The 23,275-nt window shown below is 32.1% G+C and carries 22 protein-coding genes; 10 read left to right on the forward strand and 12 right to left on the reverse strand.

Annotated features, from left to right (window positions below):
- The first annotated feature begins 171 nt into the window (after positions 1–171).
- Positions 172–2,064 (forward strand): peptidase M61, encoded by a 1,893-nt coding sequence (locus QLS71_RS13315; RefSeq protein WP_308992601.1) that lies wholly within the window; start codon positions 172–174, stop codon positions 2,062–2,064.
- A 141-nt stretch (positions 2,065–2,205) separates the two neighbouring features.
- Here QLS71_RS13315 and QLS71_RS13320 read toward each other — a convergent pair whose 3' ends face one another.
- On the reverse strand, positions 2,206–2,970 hold the full coding sequence (locus QLS71_RS13320; RefSeq protein WP_308992600.1) for a TIGR02757 family protein: 765 nt from the start codon (positions 2,968–2,970) through the stop codon (positions 2,206–2,208).
- A 190-nt stretch (positions 2,971–3,160) separates the two neighbouring features.
- Between QLS71_RS13320 and QLS71_RS13325 the strand changes: the two genes are divergently transcribed.
- Both QLS71_RS13325 and QLS71_RS13330 read left to right on the forward strand, forming a co-directional pair.
- Positions 3,161–5,584 (forward strand): TonB-dependent receptor, encoded by a 2,424-nt coding sequence (locus QLS71_RS13325; protein WP_308992599.1) that lies wholly within the window; start codon positions 3,161–3,163, stop codon positions 5,582–5,584.
- 63 nt (positions 5,585–5,647) lie between these two features.
- Positions 5,648–6,781 (forward strand): PepSY-associated TM helix domain-containing protein, encoded by a 1,134-nt coding sequence (locus QLS71_RS13330; RefSeq protein ID WP_308992598.1) that lies wholly within the window; start codon positions 5,648–5,650, stop codon positions 6,779–6,781.
- Positions 6,782–6,910: 129 nt separating this feature from the next.
- Here the strand turns inward: QLS71_RS13330 and QLS71_RS13335 are convergent, their stop codons facing one another.
- Complete coding sequence (locus tag QLS71_RS13335; protein ID WP_308992597.1) at positions 6,911–7,507, reverse strand: NAD(P)H-dependent oxidoreductase; 597 nt, start codon at positions 7,505–7,507, stop codon at positions 6,911–6,913.
- A 93-nt stretch (positions 7,508–7,600) separates the two neighbouring features.
- Between QLS71_RS13335 and QLS71_RS13340 the strand changes: the two genes are divergently transcribed.
- A complete protein-coding gene (locus QLS71_RS13340; RefSeq protein ID WP_308992596.1) occupies positions 7,601–8,518 on the forward strand; it encodes a LysR family transcriptional regulator in 918 nt (305 codons plus the stop codon).
- A 76-nt stretch (positions 8,519–8,594) separates the two neighbouring features.
- Here the strand turns inward: QLS71_RS13340 and QLS71_RS13345 are convergent, their stop codons facing one another.
- Positions 8,595–9,257, reverse strand: a complete 663-nt coding sequence (locus QLS71_RS13345) for an ABC transporter ATP-binding protein (protein ID WP_308992595.1) — start codon at positions 9,255–9,257, stop codon at positions 8,595–8,597.
- Between the two features lie 116 nt (positions 9,258–9,373).
- Between QLS71_RS13345 and folE the strand changes: the two genes are divergently transcribed.
- Positions 9,374–9,961: a GTP cyclohydrolase I FolE gene (gene folE / locus QLS71_RS13350; protein ID WP_308992594.1), complete on the forward strand. Its 588-nt coding sequence runs from the start codon at positions 9,374–9,376 to the stop codon at positions 9,959–9,961.
- Between the two features lie 51 nt (positions 9,962–10,012).
- Positions 10,013–10,288, forward strand: coding sequence for a hypothetical protein (locus tag QLS71_RS13355; protein ID WP_308992593.1), 276 nt, complete (start codon positions 10,013–10,015; stop codon positions 10,286–10,288).
- A gap of 38 nt (positions 10,289–10,326) precedes the next feature.
- On the opposite strand, the gene QLS71_RS13360 is transcribed toward QLS71_RS13355, so the two are convergent.
- From QLS71_RS13360 to QLS71_RS13395, 8 genes are all read right to left on the reverse strand, one after another.
- Positions 10,327–12,543, reverse strand: coding sequence for a TonB-dependent receptor (locus QLS71_RS13360; protein ID WP_308992592.1), 2,217 nt, complete (start codon positions 12,541–12,543; stop codon positions 10,327–10,329).
- A gap of 96 nt (positions 12,544–12,639) precedes the next feature.
- The gene (locus tag QLS71_RS13365; RefSeq protein WP_308992591.1) at positions 12,640–12,972 is read right to left on the reverse strand and encodes a hypothetical protein; all 333 of its coding nucleotides are present in this window, start codon (positions 12,970–12,972) and stop codon (positions 12,640–12,642) included.
- Positions 12,972–13,274, reverse strand: a complete 303-nt coding sequence (locus QLS71_RS13370) for a DUF6787 family protein (RefSeq protein ID WP_308992590.1) — start codon at positions 13,272–13,274, stop codon at positions 12,972–12,974. Before QLS71_RS13370 ends, QLS71_RS13365 begins: the two co-directional genes overlap by 1 nt.
- A gap of 37 nt (positions 13,275–13,311) precedes the next feature.
- Positions 13,312–13,749, reverse strand: coding sequence for a DUF6146 family protein (locus tag QLS71_RS13375; RefSeq protein ID WP_308992589.1), 438 nt, complete (start codon positions 13,747–13,749; stop codon positions 13,312–13,314).
- A gap of 213 nt (positions 13,750–13,962) precedes the next feature.
- Positions 13,963–14,604 (reverse strand): DUF937 domain-containing protein, encoded by a 642-nt coding sequence (locus QLS71_RS13380; protein WP_308992588.1) that lies wholly within the window; start codon positions 14,602–14,604, stop codon positions 13,963–13,965.
- Positions 14,605–14,719: 115 nt separating this feature from the next.
- On the reverse strand, positions 14,720–15,670 hold the full coding sequence (locus QLS71_RS13385; protein WP_308992587.1) for a D-2-hydroxyacid dehydrogenase: 951 nt from the start codon (positions 15,668–15,670) through the stop codon (positions 14,720–14,722).
- Between the two features lie 106 nt (positions 15,671–15,776).
- Positions 15,777–16,841 carry a 3-phosphoserine/phosphohydroxythreonine transaminase gene (gene serC / locus QLS71_RS13390; protein ID WP_308992586.1) on the reverse strand — a complete coding sequence of 355 codons (1,065 nt, stop codon included), beginning with the start codon at positions 16,839–16,841 and terminating at the stop codon, positions 15,777–15,779.
- A 74-nt stretch (positions 16,842–16,915) separates the two neighbouring features.
- Complete coding sequence (locus tag QLS71_RS13395) at positions 16,916–17,977, reverse strand: acyl-CoA reductase (protein ID WP_308992585.1); 1,062 nt, start codon at positions 17,975–17,977, stop codon at positions 16,916–16,918.
- 67 nt (positions 17,978–18,044) lie between these two features.
- On the opposite strand from QLS71_RS13395, the gene QLS71_RS13400 reads away from it, so the two are divergent.
- The 4 genes from QLS71_RS13400 (at position 18,045) to ychF (ending at position 22,481) form a co-directional block, all read left to right on the forward strand.
- Complete coding sequence (locus QLS71_RS13400) at positions 18,045–18,398, forward strand: 4Fe-4S dicluster domain-containing protein (RefSeq protein ID WP_308992584.1); 354 nt, start codon at positions 18,045–18,047, stop codon at positions 18,396–18,398.
- 387 nt (positions 18,399–18,785) lie between these two features.
- Positions 18,786–19,346 (forward strand): hypothetical protein, encoded by a 561-nt coding sequence (locus QLS71_RS13405; protein ID WP_308992583.1) that lies wholly within the window; start codon positions 18,786–18,788, stop codon positions 19,344–19,346.
- Between the two features lie 428 nt (positions 19,347–19,774).
- Positions 19,775–21,256, forward strand: a complete 1,482-nt coding sequence (locus QLS71_RS13410; protein ID WP_308992582.1) for a potassium/proton antiporter — start codon at positions 19,775–19,777, stop codon at positions 21,254–21,256.
- Between the two features lie 130 nt (positions 21,257–21,386).
- Positions 21,387–22,481 (forward strand): redox-regulated ATPase YchF, encoded by a 1,095-nt coding sequence (gene ychF, locus QLS71_RS13415; protein ID WP_308992581.1) that lies wholly within the window; start codon positions 21,387–21,389, stop codon positions 22,479–22,481.
- A 66-nt stretch (positions 22,482–22,547) separates the two neighbouring features.
- On the opposite strand, the gene trmD is transcribed toward ychF, so the two are convergent.
- Positions 22,548–23,225 (reverse strand): tRNA (guanosine(37)-N1)-methyltransferase TrmD, encoded by a 678-nt coding sequence (trmD, locus tag QLS71_RS13420; RefSeq protein ID WP_308992580.1) that lies wholly within the window; start codon positions 23,223–23,225, stop codon positions 22,548–22,550.
- Positions 23,226–23,275: the final 50 nt, after the last annotated feature.

Consider the following 23,275-nt stretch of genomic DNA (forward strand, 5'->3'; position numbering starts at 1 on the left):
ATAGTTTCTTGTTTTAATTGGTGGGATGTAACACTTATTATGATTATTTTCGTTGTGTGACAAAATATAGTTTATGGGTGTTTTAGCTTTTTAACAAAACCTTAAGATGCGAATGCGTAACATAATAGTATTTTGGATGTCATTTAAAAATAACTAAAAAAAAACTCATTAATGAATACTAAAACTTTAGCCGCTTTATTTGCTGGTATTATATTAGCAAGTTGCAGTGGTTTGAAAACATCGGGAAACGACTTAGCCACAAAACTACCAATTGAAACTTCAATTGATTTAACCAAAGTAGAAAACGACAAAGCACCTGTAATAATTAATCCAGGACGCTTTACGGTAGAAACGGTCACATATCATTTGCCCAAAGTGGTACAAGGTACTTACTCGGTAAGCAATTTTGGTAAATATATTGATGATTTTAAAGCGGTTGATTATAAAGGTAATAACATGCCAGTAACCAAAACTGATGTGAATACGTGGGTTATAAAAAATGCAAAGCAATTAGACAAAATAACTTATTTGGTTAACGATACTTTTGATATGGAAGAAGAAGGCGGCATAGGTAAAGAGCAACCTTTTTCACCATCGGGTACTAATATAGAACCAACCAATTATGTACTTAATCTTCATGGTTTTATAGGGTATTTCGATTCGTTGAAAAACAATCAATACAAGCTGGATGTTACTGCACCTGCCGATTTTGTTCGTACATCAGCTTTACAAAATACAGGCTCAAAAGCAAGTGAAGATGGAAGTAGCGTAACCACAAGTTATTTTGCAACTAGATATTTTGAAATTACCGATAACCCAATGATGTATGGTAATTTGAGCGTTGAAGAGTTTGAAGTTGGTAATATCAAAATAGTTTTAAGCGTGTACTCTCCAAACAAAGTGCACTCTGCAACATCTTTAAAAGAGACCATTTTTAAGATGATGCAAGCCCAAAAAGCTTTTTTAGGAGATATCAATACCACACCACGTTACGATATTTATTTGTATTTATCAGAAGAAAAAGAGGAGTCTCCTAAAGGATTTGGAGCTTTAGAGCATCATACTTCTACGGTGGTAGTTTTACCAGAATCCATGGACGAGGAAGCACTTGCAGAAAGTATGGTAGATGTGGTTTCTCATGAATTCTTTCATATAGTAACACCTTTAAGTGTGCATTCAGAAGATATTCATTATTTTGACTACAATAATCCAACTTTTTCAAAACATTTATGGATGTACGAAGGAGTCACTGAGTATTTTGCGAACTTATTTCAAGTAAATCAAGACTTGATAAGCGAAAGCGAATTCTACAACAAAATCATGGATAAAATTCAACGTGCTAAAACATTGAATGATGCTATGAGTTTTACTATAATGAGTGAGAATATATTGAAAGAAACATATAAAGACCAATATTTAAACGTATACCAAAAGGGGGCGTTAATTGGTATGTGTATTGATATTTTAATGCGAGAAGAAAGTAATGGCAATAGGGGCATTTTATCTTTAATGAAAGAACTCTCAAACAAATACGGGAAAAACAAACCTTTTGAAGACGATAAACTGATTGATGAAATTTCAAAAATGACTTACCCTTCAGTGCATGACTTTTTAACAACTCATGTTGCTGGAGATATACCAATAAATTATAACGAGTTTTTTAATAAAGTAGGTTTAGAAATAGGAGAAGGTAAAGTTGAAACTAATTATATCTTAATGAATGGGGCCCCAATTGTTAGTGGTGATCCACAAGAAGGTACTATTTTCTTTACCGATATGGTTTTAAAAAATAGCTTCTGGGCTGATAATGGCGCACAAACAAACGATATTATTAAATCTGTTGATGGTACCGAATTAACCATGCAAAATGCGAATCAAGTATTGCAATCGGTTTTTATGTGGAAGTCAGGAAAAGATGTTGAAGTAAAATTAATAAGAGATGGTAAAGAAGTTATAATAAAAACTAAAACCACTCCAACATATACAATGGGAGAGGGTATCATGGAAAAATCTGATATTACCCCAACTCAAAAAACCTTACGAGATGCCTGGTTGAAAGGATAAATCTATTAACGATTTTAGAATAAAGATTAACGATTGATGAACTTTAAGTTCGTCAATCGTTTTTTTTTGTAACATCGTTTTGAATCCAATTGAGATGTCAAGCACCCCCAAAAGTTCAATTACATCTTTGCAGAAAAACAACTAAAATCCTTCAAATACACCCAATCCAAACAAAGCAAAATCATATTTTACAGGATCGTTAGCATCAAGGTTTCTTAAATTGGTGTCTAATTCTAACAACGCTTTTGCATCGTTTTGCTTTCTAGTTAACAAACCTAATTTACGAGCAACATTTCCTGAATGCACATCTAACGGACAGGAAAGTTGGGCTGGAGAAAGACTGTTCCAAATACCAAAATCCACCCCCGTTTTATCGTTTCTAACCATCCAACGTAAAAACATATTAATCCGTTTTGCTGCTGAATTTTTTAATGGGTCGCTAATATGTTTCTTGGTGCGTTGCAAATGCTCAACTTCAAAAAAAGTAGTTTTAAATTTTGAGATGGCATTTTGTACAGAGTCATTTTCAGTATGTTTAGCAAACAGAGTTTCCAAACCGTTATGATTCAAATAAATGTGTTTAAGGCTTTTTATAAACTGAATGGCATCATCACTATTAAATGTTCTATGAACAAAAGAGTGCATGTTCTCTAAATCGGTTTCAGTATGATTTATTACAAAATCAAAAGGTGAATTATCAAGTAATTCCATCAATCGTTTTGCGTTGTTGATAATGCTTTTTCGGTTTCCCCAAGAAATGGTAGCTGTTAAAAACCCTGCAATTTCAATATCTTCTTTTATTGAAAATTGATGTGGAACTTGAATGGGATCGCTTTCAATAAACTTAGGATTATTGTATTGCACTACTTTATTATCTAGAAAGTCTTTGAGTTCGGTTTTATTCAAAATTTTCAATTTTAAAAATCAAAAATAGGCTTAATTTTCACTAAATACACGGCAATTCTACTTTATAATTAATACTAAATCAATGTTTTATATATTTCTATTTAGATTTAATCTAAATAGTTTGTTAAAACTAAATCTTGTATATATTTTTGCAGAAAATTATTATTCATATCAAGTCTAAATAAAAAAAATGAAAAAACAACTAACCATTCTTTTTTTTCTAATCTTAAGTACTTTTATGTTTTCACAAGGCGGAACGGTTAAAGGCATTATAAAAGATTACAACAATATCCCCTTATTCGGAGTTAATGTTAGTGTTAAAAACACTACAAAAGGTACACAAACGAATGAAACAGGGCTATTCGAAATTTCAAATATTGATAATGGAAATTATGTACTTGCCATTTCTTATTTAGGATTTAAATCTAAAGAAGTAACTTTGAAATTAAACTCTAATGAAACTATTGATTTTGGAATTATTACGCTATTTGAAGGAGATGAAATTTTAGATGAAATAGTTGTAAACGGAAACAGAACCAATAAGTTTTCAAGAAAGGAAACAGCTTATGTGTCTAAATTATCCTTAAAAGATATAGAAAATACACAGGTGTATAGTACCATTACAAACGAGTTACTCCAATCTCAACTCGTTACAAATTTTGATGATGCTCTAAAAAATGCTGTTGGAGTTGAGAATTTATGGACTTCTACAGGTCGTGGTGGTGATGGCGCAGGTTATTATTCATTGCGTGGTTTTTCGGTACAGCCAGAATTGGTAAATGGTTTACCGGGTTTAACAAACGGCACTATTAATCCCGCTAATATTGAGCGCATTGAGGTAGTAAAAGGACCTTCTGCGACTTTGTTTGGTAACTCGGTAACGTCTTATGGCGGATTAATAAATGTGGTTACTAAAAAACCTTATGTGGGTAATGGGGGAGAGCTCTCGTTTACTTCGGGTACTTATGGCTTAAATCAAGTTACAGGCGATTTTAATACCGCTTTAGATAAAGAAAATAATATTTATTTCAGATTAAATACATCGTATGCTACCGAGCAAAGTTTTCAAGATGCAGGCTTTAGAAAATCATTTTTTGTAGCTCCCTCACTTTCGTATAAAGTAAGTAACAAATTGTCATTTTCATTTTATGGTGAAATTACGCAGGCAGAACAAACCAACCCAACGTTTTTATTCTTAAACAGAAATGCACCTTCTGTAGCTACCAACCTTGAAGAGTTGAATTACAACAATAAATTATCTTTTACAAGTAACGATTTATCACTTGAAAACCCAACTCAGAATTATAGAATTCAAATGGATTATAAATTGTCTGATACTTGGCAATCACAAACGTTACTTTCAAAAAGTTCTACATCTACTAAAGGTTATTATACTTATTTATACGATTATGGTCTTTTAGGAGGTAATACATTTTCACGTTTTCTAAACAAGCAAAATGCAAATACATTAACCACAGATATTCAGCAAAACTTTATTGGCGATTTTAAAATTAGTTCCTTAAGAAATAGAGTTGTAATAGGTTTAGATTATTTTAATGCTACGGCAACGGATAACGGAACCGGATATGCTTTTTATGGTAACGTGACGCCTCAAGGAGGAACAAGTGGAGACAACCCGTTTACACCTGAAGTTGAAACAGATAGTTACCCATTATCTACCGCAGGAGTTGATTCTGTTTTAGAATCGCAAGCTGTAGGTAATTCAAAATCTAAATATCATATTTATAGTGTTTATGCATCCAACGTTTTAAATTTTACTCAAAGTTTTTCTGCTATGGTAGGGCTGCGTTTGGACAGATTTGATAATGAAGGTAGTTTAGAAAATCCAAATGATGATTACGATCAGACTACATTTTCTCCAAAATTCGGATTATTATTTCAGCCTATTTTAAATAAATTATCTCTGTTTGCTAATTATCAAAATGGCTTCAAGAATGTAGCTCCAACTTTAGTAGGCGATCCAGAGGCTGGTCTACAAACACTAAAAACGTTTGATCCAGAACAAGCAAATCAGTTAGAGTTTGGTTTAAAAACTAACCTTTTTAAAGGCAGATTAAACACAACTGTAAGTTATTACGATATTAAAGTAACAGATAGAGTAATTACAGACCCAGATTCACCATTCAATAAAATTCAAGGAGGTGAAGTGGTAAGTAGAGGTTTTGAATTCGAAGTTAACGCAAACCCTGTAAATGGTTTAAATATTAGAGGTGGATTTAGTAACAACTATAGTGAAACTACAAAATCTGATAACAAAAATATTTTAAAAAGAAGACCTTTAGAAGCAGGTCCAAGAAATCTATATAATTTCTGGGCAAATTATGAGTTTCAAGAAAGTAAATTAGAAGGGTTTGGTTTAGGTTTCGGTTTTAACGGTTCAAGCGATCGTTTTGCTATAAATTATCTGTCAACAGGAGAATTTATTTTACCCAGCTATACCATTGCAAATGCCTCAGTTTTTTATTCCGCCGACAAATATACTATTAGTCTGAAACTAAATAACGCGCTCAATAAAGAGTATTATAAAGGTTGGTCTACCATCAACCCGCAAAATCCGAGAACTTTATTGGCAAATGTTACCTATAAATTTTGATAGTTTAAACTAAAATACATTAAAAAGGGCATTTTTTTTAAATTTGCCCTTTTCCAATTAATTATGACATACAAAAAAAGCATTCTTTGGCTTCATAAAATTTTAGGATTAGTAACTGGTCTTGTTGTATTTGTTGTGGCAATTACAGGTTGTTGTTGGGCTTTTAAAGATGAAATTGAGAGTTTATATGTTGACGACTATACGGTTGAAGCACAACATACAGCAATTTTAACACCTACAGAAGTTAAAACGATTGCTAGCTCCGTTTTTCCAAACAATACTATTCATGGAAGTCTTTTTAGTAATGATAATAAAGCTATTCAAGTTATTTTTTATGATCCAAAACCTGAGTTTTATCAAAGTGTATTTTTGAATCCGTACACAGGAGATATCATGCATATTGAAGATCATTTTTCTGGGTTTTTTGCCTTTATTTTAAAAGGACACATGCGATTGTGGTTTCCAAAGGAAATTGGCGAACAAATAGTGGGAGCGTCTATTTTAATATTTATATTAATCCTCATTTCAGGATTTATTTTATGGATTCCTAAAAAGCGTAAAAACCTAAAACAACGTTTAAAGTTTTTGTGGAAACCTACCACAAGATGGAAACGTAAAAATTTCGATTTGCATGCTATTATAGGATTTTATATTTGTTCGCTGGCGTTGGTACTAGCGTTTACGGGCTCAATAATGTCCTATAATTGGCTCAAATATGTTGTTTATAAATCTACAGGGGGTAATAAAGTAGCACAATTTATTATTCCTGAAAATATCAGTAAAAATTTTGCTGTAAATAGTGAAACATTACCAATTGATTATTTAATTGTAAAGTTACAAAATGAAGAACCAGAAGCTGAAAGTTTTGAGGTGCACTATCCATCATCAGATTCATCAAGTATTTATGTAGAAGTTTCAAATAGTAAAGGATTATATTACGATTCGGATTTTAGGTTTTTTGATCAAAATACACTTGAAGAAATTGAAACACCAGGGGTTTATGGTAAATATAAAAATGCAGAAGTTGCAGAAAAAATATTGAGAATGAATTACGACATACACATTGGGGCTATAGGAGGTTTAGCAGGTAAAATTATTGCCTTTCTTATAAGTTTACTCACTGCAACCTTACCAATATCAGGTATTCTTTTGTGGTATGGGAGAAAATATAAAAAGGAAAAACCAACATCAGAATAAAGGTATATAATTCATAACAACAAGTATTAAAAGGGTTTCTTGAATCTAAATTTATAGAATTCAATAACCCTTTTTTAATTTTTAAGTTGATTCATAATACTTGTACTGTATTTACTCTCGTTGAAAGATTTAAGAATTGTGTATCTGCTTATTTAAAAACATATCATATTCTTTAAGCTCTAAAGAAACATCAGCATTTTTCTCCATATCATGAAAATGATGTGTTGCTAATAACTTCATCCCAATAAAAGCATTCATTTTATGAAACCCAAACATCACGCCTTTGTCTACGCTTGTTTGCTCAAAAAATTCATTTTCCATAGTAAATGCTGTTTTTGGTGCGTTCCAGGTAGTGGTTAGAATGTATTTTTTTCCTTTCATTAATCCGCCTGTTCCATAATTTATTGCTGGGTTTTTTCTGCTTCTGCCGTCACTTGCATAAATGCCGTTTTGATGCCCTTCGGTAAAAACAGTATCTATATATTCCTTAAAACCAAAAGGCAATTGAAACCACCAAATAGGAGTGTGGTAAATCACTAAATCTGCCCACTTAAATTTTTCAACTTCTTCTTTCGGATCATATGCATTTCCAATTTGCGTAAATTGAACCTCATAGCCTTCTAAATCTTTAAAGTAAGTAATTGATTTGTTAAAAATTGTTTTGTTAAATAAACCTCCCGAGTGCGCAAATGGATGAGCTCCATTAATTATAAAAATATTTTTCATTATTTGATGTCTTATTTTTAGCAAATATAATGCGCTCTATATTATTATAAAAATAATATAAATCATACCTTTGTATTATAATATTAATAGTTTATGGTGAATTTAGAATGGTATAGAACTTTTAAAGAAATTTATGAAAATGGAACGCTCACTAAAGCTTCTATTGCCTTATACGCATCGCAGCCAGGTGTGAGTGTGCATTTAAATGCTTTAGAGTCCTATGTTGGTAAGAAATTATTTGAACGGACTTCTAGAAAAATGATTCCAACAGAGGAAGGGAAGTTTTTATACGAGTATATTATTGATGCTATTAATAAATTGGAAGTAGCAGAACAACATTTTAAAAAAACAGCCCAAGAAAGAAAACCTTCATTACATGTTGGTATGTGTTCTGAAATATTTCAATTAATTATAGAACCTGAAATCCCAAAATTGAATTTTGATTTGGTAGCTAAGTTTGGAGCTCATACCGAATTAATAAGGGATTTAAATAATGGCATAATAGATTTGGTCATCACCCCAAGAAAACAAAATGATATAAAATCGATAGTTGACTACACTGCTTTTTCAAAAGAGAGAATTGTTTTGATTGCAGGAATTAAAACGGATACAACTCAAATAAATAAGCTTATAAATGGAAATAATTTGAAAGAGCTTGAAAGCGAATTACAATTAAATACATGGTATAGCGCTTCTAATGAAATGGAACATTTTAGACGCTTTTGGCATGAAAATTTCAAAAAGCATCCAGCTTTTAAACCAAACTATATATTACCCAATATAAGTTCAATCATTAGATGTTTAAGTAATGATAAAGGATTGGCCTTAGTTCCTGATTTTTTATGTCATGATGCTATTGCTAAAAACGAAATCAAGTTACTTTGGAATGGAAAATTTAAAACCGAAAATACGTTATATTTTGCATCAAGAACAGATTTAAAATACAAAAAGGAATTGGATGTGTTACAAAATATATTTAAAACAAAAATGACAAATTTAAGCAGTGTTTAGTTTATTGATTAATGAGTACGAGCCACGTGATTAATCTCATAGAAAAATTATAAGTTAATTACTAAAAAATTAGAAATTAAACTAAAATTTTCCCATCAACCATCACCAATTTTCTATCAGCTAAATTGGCAAGTTCTTCATTGTGGGTTACAATCACGAAAGTTTGTCCAAATTCATCACGTAATTTAAAAAACAGGCTGTGTAAATTTTCGGCAGCTTCACTGTCTAAATTTCCAGAAGGTTCATCGGCAAAAATTAGATCAGGATTATTTATAAGAGCTCTGGCAACAGCAACACGTTGTTGTTCTCCCCCAGAAAGTTCGTTTGGTTTGTGGTGGTACCGGTGCGATAATCCTAAAAAATCTAATAATTCTTTAGCACGCTTTTCAGCATCTGCTTTTTTAGTGCCTTTTATAAAGGCAGGCAAGCAAACGTTTTCTAAAGCGGTGAATTCGGGTAGTAACTGGTGAAATTGAAAAATAAATCCAATATGTTCATTCCTGAATTTAGCTAAGGCTCTATCGTTTAGTCCGTTAATATTTATACTATTAATAGTAAGTTGGTACGGCGCTTTAGAAGACGCTCGATCTAAAGTACCCAAAATCTGTAATAGCGTTGTTTTACCTGCACCCGAAGCCCCAACAATAGAAACGACTTCACCTTTTTGTACATGAATATCAACTCCTTTAAGTACTTCTAAATCCTTATAAAATTTATGTATATTTTTTGCTTGAATCATAAATGTAAAATAATAGCGTGAAAATACTACTTTAAGATGTTCTGTACAATTAAGAATTGTTTTTATTGATATGTCCTATTTAAACTTTATCTTTAAGTATTAGAAAAAGATAAAGAATGCCATATAAAAAGTTTGAAGAATACAACATGCGGGTTACTGATGATGTAAAAGATAGATATAAAAATATTATTGAAGATTTAGGGGAAAATACTAATCGTGATGGTTTGTTAAAAACTCCAGAACGTGCAGCAAAAGCGATGCAGTTTTTAACGCAAGGATATCATCAAGATCCTGTTGAAATTCTTAAAAGTGCCATGTTTAAAGAAAGTTACAACGAAATGGTTATCGTAAAAGACATAGAGTTGTATTCCCTGTGTGAACATCACATTTTACCATTTTTTGGGAAAGCACATATTGCTTATATACCAAATGGACATATTGTCGGTTTAAGCAAGTTACCCAGAATTGTTGATGTGTTTGCCAGACGTTTACAAGTACAAGAGCGCTTAACTCAACAGATTTTAGATTGTATAAACGATACTTTAAAACCTCAAGGCGTTGCAGTAGTAATTGAAGCGTCGCATATGTGTATGATGATGCGTGGCGTGCAAAAACAAAATTCGGTAACTACCACATCTGGATTTCGAGGGCAGTTTGAAAAAAATGAAACCAGAAACGAATTTCTAAAATTAATAGGAAAGTAATTTTGGTATATTTATTGTAATGTATTCAATAACAATACAATATTATTATAAATGAATTTAGAAAATTTAAGTAAGTACAAGAAACTAGGGCTAAGTATTATATTCGATATTATTGGTTTTATAACCTTTATCGATATTATTTGGGCACCACTTTCTGGGTATTTAATGACTAAGATGTATAAAGGGACCAAAGGTAAAGTAGCTGGGGTTATTTCCTTTTTAGAAGAGATTATTCCAGGATTAGATATCATTCCTACCTTTACCATTATGTGGTTTATAACGTATGTTTTTAGTAATGAAGAAAGCGTTATTGAAATTAAACAATAAAAAAATCCCTTTCAAATTTGAAAGGGATTTTTGTTTTTTTACAAATTATAAGTTAATCCAATATTAATATTCGTTCCCATATTGAAAATGTTATCAGGTTTTAAACGCGATAGATGATTGATATAGGTCTTGTTAGTCAAGTTAGTACCCGACAAGGTAACAGTGGCTTCATTTTTAAACAAAGGAAAGCTACCACCAACTCCAGCACTTAATAAACTATATCCTACCGTGTTTGTTTCAAAAGCACTGATATTATTTTGGTTAAACGTAGTTGTTAATTTTACAAACGAATAGCCTTTTTTTAACCAAGGTTTTTCAAATTCAATTCTTAAAATATTAGTCAATGAATTTGCAGGAATTAAAGGTAAATAACTATCATTTGTTTGTTTTCCAGTAACGGTTTCAAAACTTGACTCAATATGTAACCAATCTAAAGGATGTGGGTGTATGTGCAACCCGATTTCACCACCATATAAATTGGCATCATTTTGAAGATAAGTATAAACAGGATCTTCATCAATGATTTCTCCGTTAGGCGATAAAAAAATGTAATTATTTATTTTGTTATAAAATCCATTTATAAAAAACTCAACATGTTCGTTTTTAAATTCTAAAGCAATATCGGTTTGAAAATTTTGCTCACTTTTTAAGTTAGAATTCCCTATTTCGTATCGATTGGTTCCTTCGTGTGAACCATCAGAAGTTAGTTCAGATAAATTTGGAGCTCTAAAGCCTGTTGCTAAATTTACTCTGGCAGTAACCTTTTTAAAAAGATTGGTTTTAATACCAAAAGCACCATTAAAACTATTAAAATCTTTTTGTAAACCTGAATCAACACGGATATTTCGGTTATCAAATCGGGCGCCCAATTGTACATCATATTTTTCAAAATGAATGTGAGAAGTGGCTAAAACACCAACATCGTTTGTAGTGGCATTAGGTATTAATTGTTCTTCACCATAATTGGTGTTTACTTGATGCATTCCTTGTACACCAACAATAGTTTCAAACTTTCCTAATTTTGGTAAGTTGTATTTTACATCATAATTAGCTGTTTTTAACTTCATGTGTAGAGCTGCTTCTAAAATTTCTTCTTCATGATCTTCTTCATGTTCATCCTCGTCTTCTTCATGATGGTGTTCTTCAAATTCTTTTCTGTCATTATAGATATAACCTAAATTAATATCTAAGCGCGAATTATTTAAGAATACAGTCGATTTTGAACTTAACACATGGTTAGTAATATTCTGATAAGGAAGTAAAGGGGTTTTTAAAGTAGATTGTTCACCAATACTTTCTGGAATTCCTAGTTTTGCATTGTTTAAATTATAACGAAACTCTGTTTTAAAACTATTGTTTTGGTAGCCCGTGCCTGCCTTAAAGTCTTGTTCTTTAAAGCGTGTATTCGTAACTCGGTACGTGTTTGTTTTATAATCGGCATGTTCGGTTAAACTTCCTCTGAATAAGAATTTAAAATGGTCGTCAGATGATTTATAACCCACATTGGTATTAAAACCTTGAGTATTGCTAAAATAATTACCATTAAAATCGGCATGCGATGTATTGCTTTCAGCAAACTTCTCGGGGTTTAAATAGAGTACGCCCCCAAGTGCATCGCTACCATAGAGTAGGGAAGCGGGGCCTTTTATCACTTCAACACTTTCAATACCCGAATCGCTAAGGCCTAAACCATGTTCGTCTCCAAATTGCTGATTTTCCATTCGAACACCCTGAGCATAAACCAAAACGCGGTTAGAGCTCAAGCCTCGAATTACGGGTTTTCCAATACCTAAACCTGTCGTAATACTTTCAACCCCAGCTATATTCGTAATGCCGTCGGACAAACTTACAGCACCGCTAGTTTTTAAATTTTTTACAGTTTCATGTTCTACTTTCATAACGTTTTCACTTTGAAGTTTATGAAAGGGGGTAGATACTATAATAGCTTCCATTTCAATGGCAGAGGGGGTTAAACTTATTTCTATATCTGTGGTATTAGGAATGGTTACACTTATAGATTTTGTTTCGTAACCTAAGATAGAAACAAGTATTTTATGTTTGCCTGAAGGTAGATTTTCTAATGAAAAATAACCGTTCTCATTGGTAGATGTACCTTTTTCAATCTCTGAGAAATAAACGTTAGCATAAACTAAACCTTGTTTTGTATTGACATCAATAACGGTTCCTTTTATTGAATTTTGGGCGTATAGATTTGTAATTGCTAGAAATAGCAAGGCATTCAAAAAAAATTTCATATATATAAATATGTTTTTTTCATTTCCGTGAACACGGAAACATGTTAATTTAATAATGGTTTAATACTGAAAATGTTTCAGTGTGTTTTATAACTATTAAATTAAAGAAGGTGGACCGCGAAGTGTTGTTTGTAAACGTTGAAATTTACTTAGAAATTGATACTGAGAAACAATCTCTAAGCTATTTTCTTTAGGAACTATTAATTCTACATTAAAAAAAGTAATGGTGTAAGAATGGCTTAATTTGAATTTGTAAAAGTCACAATCGGTATTAATTTCATGTAAGTGTGTCGATTTTTCACCCAAACAAATATCATGTTTATGATGTGCGAATATATGAGCAAATTTAGTAGCTATAGGGGCTAATAGCAATAATGCTATTAGTAAGGTTAAGGTTTTATAGGCGATATGTTCCTTTGTTTTTTGCATTAATTTACAAAACGTTTTAGTCCAATACGTCTCAACATCTTTTTTTCAAAATTCCAGAAAAACCTATATTGACCAAACAGCCAACCAAAAAAGACAAGCATAAATTGATACATGATGAATAATAGAATAATACGTGTTACCCAATATCCAAAAGTTCCAAAACTTTCAGAAGAAATATTTAAATAATTTAAGATAGGCTCTCCAATATATGATGCAGTAGAACCCGTTATGGCAAATACTATAAGAATTATAATAATTTGCCAATTTTGTTCAATGCCCCAACGTTCTTTTAATTTTTCCAAAAGCCTAATTTAAAGTGCAAAAGTAACTAAAAGAGATTTAAATTCGAGGAATAAATGGTCCTAATCTTTGTTTGTAAGTAAGCTGAAAATAAATAAAGTAATTGTATAACTTGTAGTTAACTTCGTAACCATAATCGATACCATGCTGATAATCAATTTGCATTTCGTATAAATTGGGGTTATACAGCTGCGGTTGTGTAACACGATTGTTCCATTCGTTTACATAAATTAAGTTTCTGTTTTCTAAATATTGCTGGGAATAGAAACCTTCAGGTTTAGCCCTACTTACTAACCAGGAGTTAAAACCAGGTTCTATAATAATAATTTCATATTCTAATTCATCATTAGAAATGCTCACAGTATCGCTAAGTTTGGCGTTTTCTAACTTTTCATTTTTGTTAGATGTGGTAGGTTTTGTTGTATTGCAACTTATAGTAAAACCACAAATTAGCAGTATATATATAATTGATTTCATCTCTTTAAATTTTAAGATTATATATTCAAAACTATTATATGCCATGTTGATATAAAAGTAACAATGAGTGAACTTGATTTTTGAATTAGTAAAATAGTATGATCTTTATCTTAAAAATACAAAAATCATTTTTTAAATGTTTGATTTTTAATTGTTTTAACAAAAAAAACGCCAAACAGAAGTTTGACGTTTTTAGTGAAACATATAGTTTTTTTATTTACGTCCAAAAAGACCACCTAGTAAACCTCCTAGTCCACCTTTCTTTTTAGAGCCTCCTAATACCATACCTGCAACATCATCAATAATGCTACCATCACCATCAGCATCTAAAATAGATTCTAAAAAGCTTTGCTCATTCTTAGCAGAACTACCACCAAGTAATCCACCTAATAGGCCTTCAATACCACTGGCACTATTTACATTTTCTTGTTTTGCTTTGTTACCCAAAATACCCATTAAAATAGGTGCAGCTACTTTTAATATTTGTGCTACGGAACCTTCATCAATACCAGATTTTTGACTGATTGCATTTTGAACATTTTGCTGTTTTCCACCTAATACATGTCCTAAAATTTTACTTCCATCATCTAAAACATTAGAATCGACACCGCCACTAAATAAACCTCCAAGATTCTCTAAAATACTTCCATCGTGTTTACCACTATTCAAAGCACCAAGTAATCCTTCAGCTCCTTGAGGTGTTGAGGCGTTGCGCTTCATAGCCGCCATTAAAACAGGCAATGCCATAGTTAATACATCTTGTGTTTTATTTTGCGGTTGGTTGGTTTGATTTGAAACACCATTAATAATGGTTTTTCCTAGGTCACTGTTTAATAAGTCTAAGATTCCTGACATGATTTATTTTGGTTTATGATTTATTAATTATTTTGATTTGTATAAGGTACAAAAAAAGTCCTAACGATGTGTTAGGACTTAATTAAATGATTTTGGTTACAATTTTTATTGTTACCTATTTTAAGATACTTATTATTTGTTCGGCTAATTCAGTACCTATTCTATCTTGAGCTTCGTTTGTAGCAGCACCTGTATGAGGTGTTAACGATAAGCCAGCATTCATTAATAATTGAATTTCTGGTTTTGGTTCGTTTTCAAAAACGTCTAAAGCAGCACCAGCAACTTTTCCGCTTTCAATAGCAGCTACTAAAGCAGCTTCATCAATAACACCACCACGGGAAGCATTAGCGATGAATACCCCTTTTTTCATCATTTCGAATTCAGGTGCACCAATAACATACTCTTTTTGAGCAGGTACGTGTAATGTAATAAAATCGGCTTGTTTTAAAACCTCTTCTTTAGAAATAGTCTTAATCTGGAAATTTACTTTTTGACCGTCAAAAAAGTCTAATTCTAAATTAGCACTTTCAAGAAACGGATCGAAAGCAATAACTTTCATGCCTGCACCTAAAGCTACTTTTGCAGTGGCTTGACCAATACGCCCAAAACCTAAAACACCTAAAGTTTTTCCTTTAAGCTCAACACCTTTTGCATATGCTTTCTTTAATTTACCAAAGTTGGCATCACCTTCAAGAGGCATCTCTCTATTTGAATTATGTAAAAAACGTGCTAATCCGTAAAAATGACCAAATACTAATTCGGCAACAGAATGTGAAGAAGAAGCAGGTGTATTAATAACGTGTAGCCCTTTACTTTTTGCATAATCTACATCGATGTTATCCATACCAACACCACCACGACCTATAATTTTGATGCTTGGACATACATCAATTAAATCTTTACGTACTGTTGTTGCACTACGTACTAATAAAACACTAATTTGTTTTTCGTTTATGTAGTTTGCTAATTGCTCTTGCGCTACGGTTGTTGTAATTACTTCAAAACCACCTTTTTCAAGGGCTTCAATACCGCTTTTAGAAATACCGTCGTTTGCTAATACTTTCATTATTAATTCTATTTTAGTCATTCCCTCGAAGGAGGGAATCTTTTATATTTAATTATTGGAGGCTTCATGAGATTCCCTTCTTCAAGGGAATGACACCTGCTAATTTTTAAGCTTTACTTTCCAATTCGCTCATAACTTCTACAAGAGCTTTTACACTATCAATAGGCAAAGCATTGTACATAGAGGCTCTGTAACCACCAACACTTCTGTGTCCGTTTACACCGCTAATGCCTGCTTCTTTAAGCATAGTTTCAAAAGTTTCTTTTAATTTATCATTTTCTAAAGTAAATGTAGCATTCATTAAAGAGCGATCTTCTTTAACAGCAAAACCTTTAAATAATGGGTTTAAATCTATTTCAGAATACATGACTTGAGCTTTTAACTCATTCATTTCTTCAATAGCTTTTATACCCCCCAGATTTTTTAACCACTCTAAAGTTAGCATGGTAGTATAAACAGGAAATACAGGAGGTGTATTATACATACTATCAGCATCAATATGAGATTTATAATCTAATATGGTAGGGATAGTACGAGATACTTTTCCTAATATTTCTTCTTTAACAACTACAAGTGTTGCTCCTGCAGGTCCCATGTTTTTTTGGGCACCAGCATAAATTAAATCGAATTGAGTGAAATCTAAAACACGAGAAAAAATATCGCTACTCATATCGCAAACCATAGGGATTGGGGAGTTAGGAAACGATTTCATTTGTGTTCCAAAAATAGTATTGTTAGATGTGCAGTGAAAATAATCGTAATCTGAAGGGATACTGTAACCTTTAGGAATGTAGTTAAAGTTAGCATCTTTAGAAGAGGCTACTTCGTATATGTCACCTATGTTTTTAGCTTCTTTAATAGCTTTGTTACTCCAAGCCCCAGTATTTAAATAACCAGCCTTTTTTTCTAAAAGATTCATGGCAACCATTAAAAACTGAGCACTAGCACCACCTTGTAAAAATAAGGCTTTGTAACCTTTGCCTTCTAATCCCAAAAGTTCTATTACCAAAGCTCTGGCATTTTCCATAACATCAATAAAAGCTTTACTTCTATGAGATATTTCTAATATAGATAATCCGTCATCATTAAAATCAAGTACGGCTTGAGAAGATTTAAGGATTACTTCTTGTGGTAAAATACTTGGTCCTGCACTAAAGTTATGTTTCTTCATTGTTTGTTGTAGAATTTAAAGATGCAAAGTTGCTAATTAATTAGCTATTTAATGCTAAAAATTCAATAATTTTTTTATGAAATTGTTAATAAAAATTCAATAGAATCGATACTATCCGCATAATCCCAAAGTTGTGGTTTTTGTGTAGCACCAAATGCAATTTCTTTTTCTATAAATCCGTTAGAAACAATGCACTGAATTTGGTCATTATCGGTTTTTAACCTTTCTTTTAATTGATTGGCATCCTCATAATATTCATAAAAAACAGTGGCAATGGGTGAAGCGTAGCTTTGGTCTTCTTTTATCATTAAAAAACCATTTTCTAACATATCAAATTCGCTCATTAAATAAACGGCTTTATTATAATCGTAATTGTTAGCGTATTTTGCTTTATCTATAATAGGATGCCAGTGATACATACCATTAAAAAAGGCATCAAAATTATAATTTTTAGGTAAAAATAGTTTTGAAACGTTTCGGCAACCCAATCCGTAATATCTAAAAATATCTTCCGCTAGGTTTTTTAAATCAGCTTCGGTTTCTTTTCCTGTTAAAACAGCTACAGAGTTTCTATTATTTCTAATAATAGATGGTTTTCCTTTAAAATAATATTCAAAATAACGCGCGGTATTATTACTTCCTGTGGCAATAACAGCATCAAATTTTTCTATTTTAGCTTCTGTAAAAGTAATTTTGCCTTTAAAATCAGGCTCTACAAATTCTAAATATTTGGTTAAATAGGGTAGTAGGTGTTTATCGTTTGATGACTGTTTTACAAGTACCTTATGTCCTGTAATTAACACCGATAAAAAATCATGAAACCCCACCAAAGGAATATTTCCTGCCATGATAATAGCTACTTGTTTTGGCGTGTTAGTAACCATATTATATGGAGTAAGCCATTTGGTTAAATTATCATGGGTTAAAGCATCTACCCAGCCTTTAAGAGCAAATTGAATATTTTCTATAGTGAACCATCCATTGTGTTCTTGTGCCAATTTTAATTGATGCTTAAAACCTTCAAAGAATAACTCGTTGTGTTCAATATTATCTTTTTTTTGAATCACTTCATTAGAAAATTGACTTAAAAAATCTCCTAATTTCACAAATGCGTAAATTCTTTGTTGTAATTGCATGCTTAATTTGGTTATGAATAGTTTTGGCGTTATTTTTGCGAGTACAAAGTTAGAAAGAAAATACACTATGGCAATTATTATAACAGACGAATGTATAAATTGTGGTGCTTGCGAACCTGAGTGCCCAAATACAGCAATATATGAAGGCGCGGACGATTGGCGTTACAAAGATGGTACAAGTTTAAATGGTAAAGTTGTTTTAACAAATGGGAATGAAGTAGATGCTGATGAAGCACAAGAACCTGTAAGTGATGAAGTTTACTATATTGTTCCTGATAAGTGTACAGAATGTAAAGGTTTCCACGACGAGCCACAATGTGCGGCCGTTTGTCCTGTAGACTGTTGTGTACCTGATGATGACCACGTAGAAACTGAAGAAGAGCTTTTAGCAAAACAACGCTTTATGCACCCAGAAGGGTAAATCAATTAACAATTGTTAATTTTAAGAATATAAAATCCTAAGCTTTGCTTTGGATTTTTTTTGTTTTAAATTTCGAAGGAAATCACCAAGGAGTAGCTTGTGTAAACCTAAAACGGCTAGAAATTGCTTGTTTTTTTGACTATTTGTGTTTTTAAGTGATTGTTTATTATATTCGTTGGTGTATAGAGTATTGTCTATGTATAATTTTATAAGTAAATGTAAGATTACTAAGTTGGGTTTTATGATGGATATCATAATATTACAATGTAAAATTTTCTCTATAGAAGCTAACTCTCATAAGAAGATTCGCCGATGCAACTATTAAAAATAATTTCCTTCTTTTATTTAATATTAAATTATAATCCTAGTTATTCTCAAGATACAAAAATGAATAAGGCCGTTGAAGATATTATAGTTTTAGGAAAAGATTCTATCGTACAATTAGCATTAGAGTTAATTGATGAAAAAGTAGAAGTTCATAATTTTTCCAAAATAAAAGTAATGACTGATGGTAGAACAGTATATGTTTCATTTATGAATACAATAAAATATCTTCCCATGAATTCCGTGTTTTATTTTGATGTGGGTGTAAACCTTATCGAGAAGGTAGTTGTTTATGACCCTGTTTCTAATGGGGTTTTTGAATCTAAAATAAAAGTTCCATTTTATAAACAAACAAAACAAACAAAGAAGAATATCCAATTTGTGATGGATGCTATTAATAAAAGTGATGAAGTTGGTCCAATTGATGCAGTAAATTTTGAAGATGCGATGACCATTCGCGAAAACGACGACTACTATAACATTATTGTCGTTTCAGAATTTCAAGAATCATCCTATAAAATAGAAAAAATATCAGGCAAAATATATGATTCTGTACATGCACATCTTGCTCCACTTCCCATATTCGGAGATGAAAATAAATACAAATTTAAAGAAATCAACTAGGGTAACGCTAGGGGATAAACGAAATTTAAAGCATAATAAATATTAGCGACTTAAAACCTTCCCTGAAGGATTACAGGAATATTGGATTCTATAGAAAAAATAGAGAACCCCGATTTGATTGTAAATAAATTACAGCTAACAAACTAAAGTATTTATACTTGTTTATAAGCCTTTCTTAATATATAAAATTGGAAATTTTAGCAGTTGCAAATTTACTAATTTTCATTTTTATTAGGAAGACACTTGTACAAAGCACACAAATATCTTTAAATAAACCCATTAACTACAATGTTAATCGACCTTCAAAATGACATCCTAAATAATTATAATTATTTTCGTTTTTAAACATATAAAAGCGACAGCACTATTTTTTCGACATGCCAAATAATTAATAGTATTTTTGTACCTACAGACATAAGAAAAAAAGAATGAATTTAACGATTGAAAATATACTATTAGTTGGCTCTATTTTACTTTTTATTAGCATTATTGTAGGTAAGACATCTTATAAATTTGGCGTTCCAACCCTAATACTCTTTTTGGCAATAGGTATGTTGGCAGGCTCTGATGGTATAGGTGGAATCCGTTTTGATGATCCAAAAATAGCACAACTTATAGGTATTGTTTCACTTAACTTTATTTTGTTTTCAGGAGGTCTCGACACTAATTGGAATGCCATAAAGCCTATTCTTAAAGAAGGTGTGGTTTTATCAACCATAGGTGTTCTGTTCACAGCAATTACTTTAGGTACGTTTGTCTGGTATATTACCGATTTTACCATTTATGAAAGTATGCTTTTAGGATCTATTGTTTCATCAACAGATGCGGCAGCCGTATTCTCAATTTTACGTTCCAAAAGCCTCTCACTTAAAACAAATTTAAGACCCACATTAGAATTAGAAAGCGGAAGTAACGACCCTATGGCGTATGTGTTAACTATTGCTTTTCTAACTTTAGTAATTAACCAAGATCAAAGTATTGTATCCATCATCTTTTTGTTTTTTCAGCAAATGATTTTAGGAACTATCGCAGGTTTTGGATTTGGAATACTTAGTAAATTCATTATTAACAAAATCAAACTAGATTTTGAAGGTCTTTACCCTGTTTTGGTTATTGCCCTTATGTTTATTACATTTTCGGCAACTGATTTTGTAGGAGGTAACGGTTTTCTTGCTATATATATTTGTGCAGTATACTTAGGAAATCAAGACCTGATACACAAAAACACTATTTTAAAAATGTATGACGGATTGGCTTGGTTGATGCAAATTGTACTCTTCCTTACTTTAGGTCTACTCGTTTTTCCATCTCAAATTGTTCCGTATATTGGAATCGGACTCCTTATTTCTTTGTTCTTAATATTGGTAGCGCGACCAATAAGTGTTTTTCTTAGTTTAATATTTTTCAAAATGAAACTAAGAAGACGATTTTATATTTCTTGGGTGGGTTTGCGTGGTGCAGTTCCTATTGTATTTGCAACATACCCACTTTTAGCAGGAATTGAAAAGGCAAATATGATTTTTAATATCGTATTTTTTATTTCCGTTACATCTGTTCTTATTCAAGGAACCACCTTGTCATTATTTGCCAAATGGCTAAAAGTGGCACTTCCGGAAAAGGCAAAAAAAATAAGCCAAATAGATCAACTTATTTTGGACTTGCCAAAATCTTCTTTGCAAGAATTTGAGATTTTACCAGACTTTTACGCAGTAAACAAAAGAATTGTCGATTTGAATTTCCCGAAATCAGCATTCATCGTCATGATAAAACGTAATAAAGCATATATTCGGCCTGGGGGTTCTACTAACATTCATGCAAATGATGTTTTAATGATTCTTGCAGATAGTAAGGAAGATTATGCCAAAGTTAACGAATGTCTTTACAAGCCAAATAATTTGAAAAAAGCCTAGTTGAAAGTGTCGTATGTTATTTGAGTTAAATACTCTGTGCTTATACTTTAAATAATTAATGAAATAACTACATTTGCACTCGCAAATTATAGATTTCCGCATTTGTGGAAATTAAAAAAATAAATTTTAAATGAAAGCAGGTATTGTAGGATTGCCAAACGTAGGAAAATCGACCTTATTTAATTGTTTGTCTAACGCCAAAGCGCAAAGTGCTAACTTTCCGTTTTGTACCATAGAGCCTAATATAGGTGTAGTGAATGTGCCAGATAAACGTTTAGAGAAACTTACAGAATTGGTAAAACCTGTACGTGTGCAACCCGCAACCGTTGAGATTGTTGACATTGCCGGTTTGGTAAAAGGTGCCAGTAAAGGGGAGGGTTTAGGAAATCAATTCTTAGCGAACATTCGCGAAACCGATGCTATTTTACACGTATTACGTTGTTTTGATAACGATAATATTGTGCATGTTGATGGGAATGTGAACCCCATTCGCGATAAGGAGACCATCGACATGGAATTACAACTTAAAGATTTAGAGACTGTCGACAAAAAGCTTGAAAAAGTAAAACGTGCTGCTAAAACTGGTAATAAAGATGCCCAAAAAGAAGAAGCTGTTTTATTAAGAATAAAAGAAAATTTAGAAGCAGGCATCTCGGTTCGTGCTTTAGAATTTAGTGAAGATGATTATGAAGATTTTGTAAAACCAGCACAATTAATTACGGAAAAACCAGTGATGTATGTGTGTAATGTCGATGAGGCATCTGCAGTTTCTGGGAATAAATATGTTGAATTAGTGAAAGAAGCTGTTAAAGATGAAAATGCCGAGGTGTTATTTTTAGCAGTTGGTACCGAGGCCGATATTACCGAGTTAGACGATTATGAAGAGCGCCAAATGTTTTTACAAGATATAGGTTTAGACGAAGCGGGTTCTGCAAAATTAATACGTTCAGCTTACAAGCTATTAAAACAACAAACATATTTTACTGCGGGCGTTAAAGAAGTGCGCGCTTGGACTATTGATATTGGAGCTTCCGCACCGCAGGCAGCCGGTGTTATTCATACCGATTTTGAAAAAGGCTTTATTAGAGCTGAAGTTATTGGTTATGAGGATTATGTGTATTATGGAAGTGAAGCTAAAGTAAAGGAAGCTGGTAAAATGCGAGTTGAAGGAAAGAATTACATTGTTAAAGATGGTGATATAATGCATTTCTTATTTAACGTTTAATCTACATTATTATAATTATAGAGAGTTTTGCTTTTATAAGTGAGGTTCTCTATATTCTCTAAAGTTTTATTCTTCTAGCAAATCAGGGCGGCGTATTTTGGTGCGTTCGTATGCTTGGTCTTCACGCCATTTATCTATTTCAGGAAGGTTGCCACTAAATAATAATTCAGGTACTTTCCAGCCTTTATAATCGCGGGGTTTGGTGTAAATGGGCGGTGCCAATAAGTTGTCTTGAAACGAATCGGTTAGGGCAGAGGTTTCATTGCCTAAAACGCCTGGTATTAATCTTATAATGGCATCACAGAGTACAGCGGCACCTAATTCACCACCAGATAAAACATAATCGCCGATAGAAATTTCTCGGGTTATAAATTGGTCGCGCACCCGTTGATCCACGCCCTTATAATGCCCACATAAAATAATAATATTTTCTTTTAACGATAAATGGTTGGCCATACCTTGTTTTAAGGTTTCTCCATCGGGTGTCATATAAATTATTTCATCGTATGTGCGTTGTGCTTTCAATGCTGAAATACATTTATCAATTGGTTCTACCATCATGACCATGCCTGCACCACCTCCAAATTGTGTGTCATCAACCGATTTATGTTTGTCAGACGTATAATCGCGTAAATTATGAAAATGGACTTCTACCAAATTGGCTTCTATAGCGCGTTTTAAAATAGAGGCTTCAAACGGGCTTTTAAGTAATTCGGGTAAAACGGTAATAATGTCAATGCGCATGGTTCTGTATTAAGAAGGTCAAAGATAATTCAATTAATGAATTTTAGGAA

The sequence above is a fragment of the Mariniflexile litorale genome, from assembly GCF_031128465.2.
GTDB classification, from domain to species: Bacteria; Bacteroidota; Bacteroidia; order Flavobacteriales; family Flavobacteriaceae; genus Mariniflexile; species Mariniflexile litorale.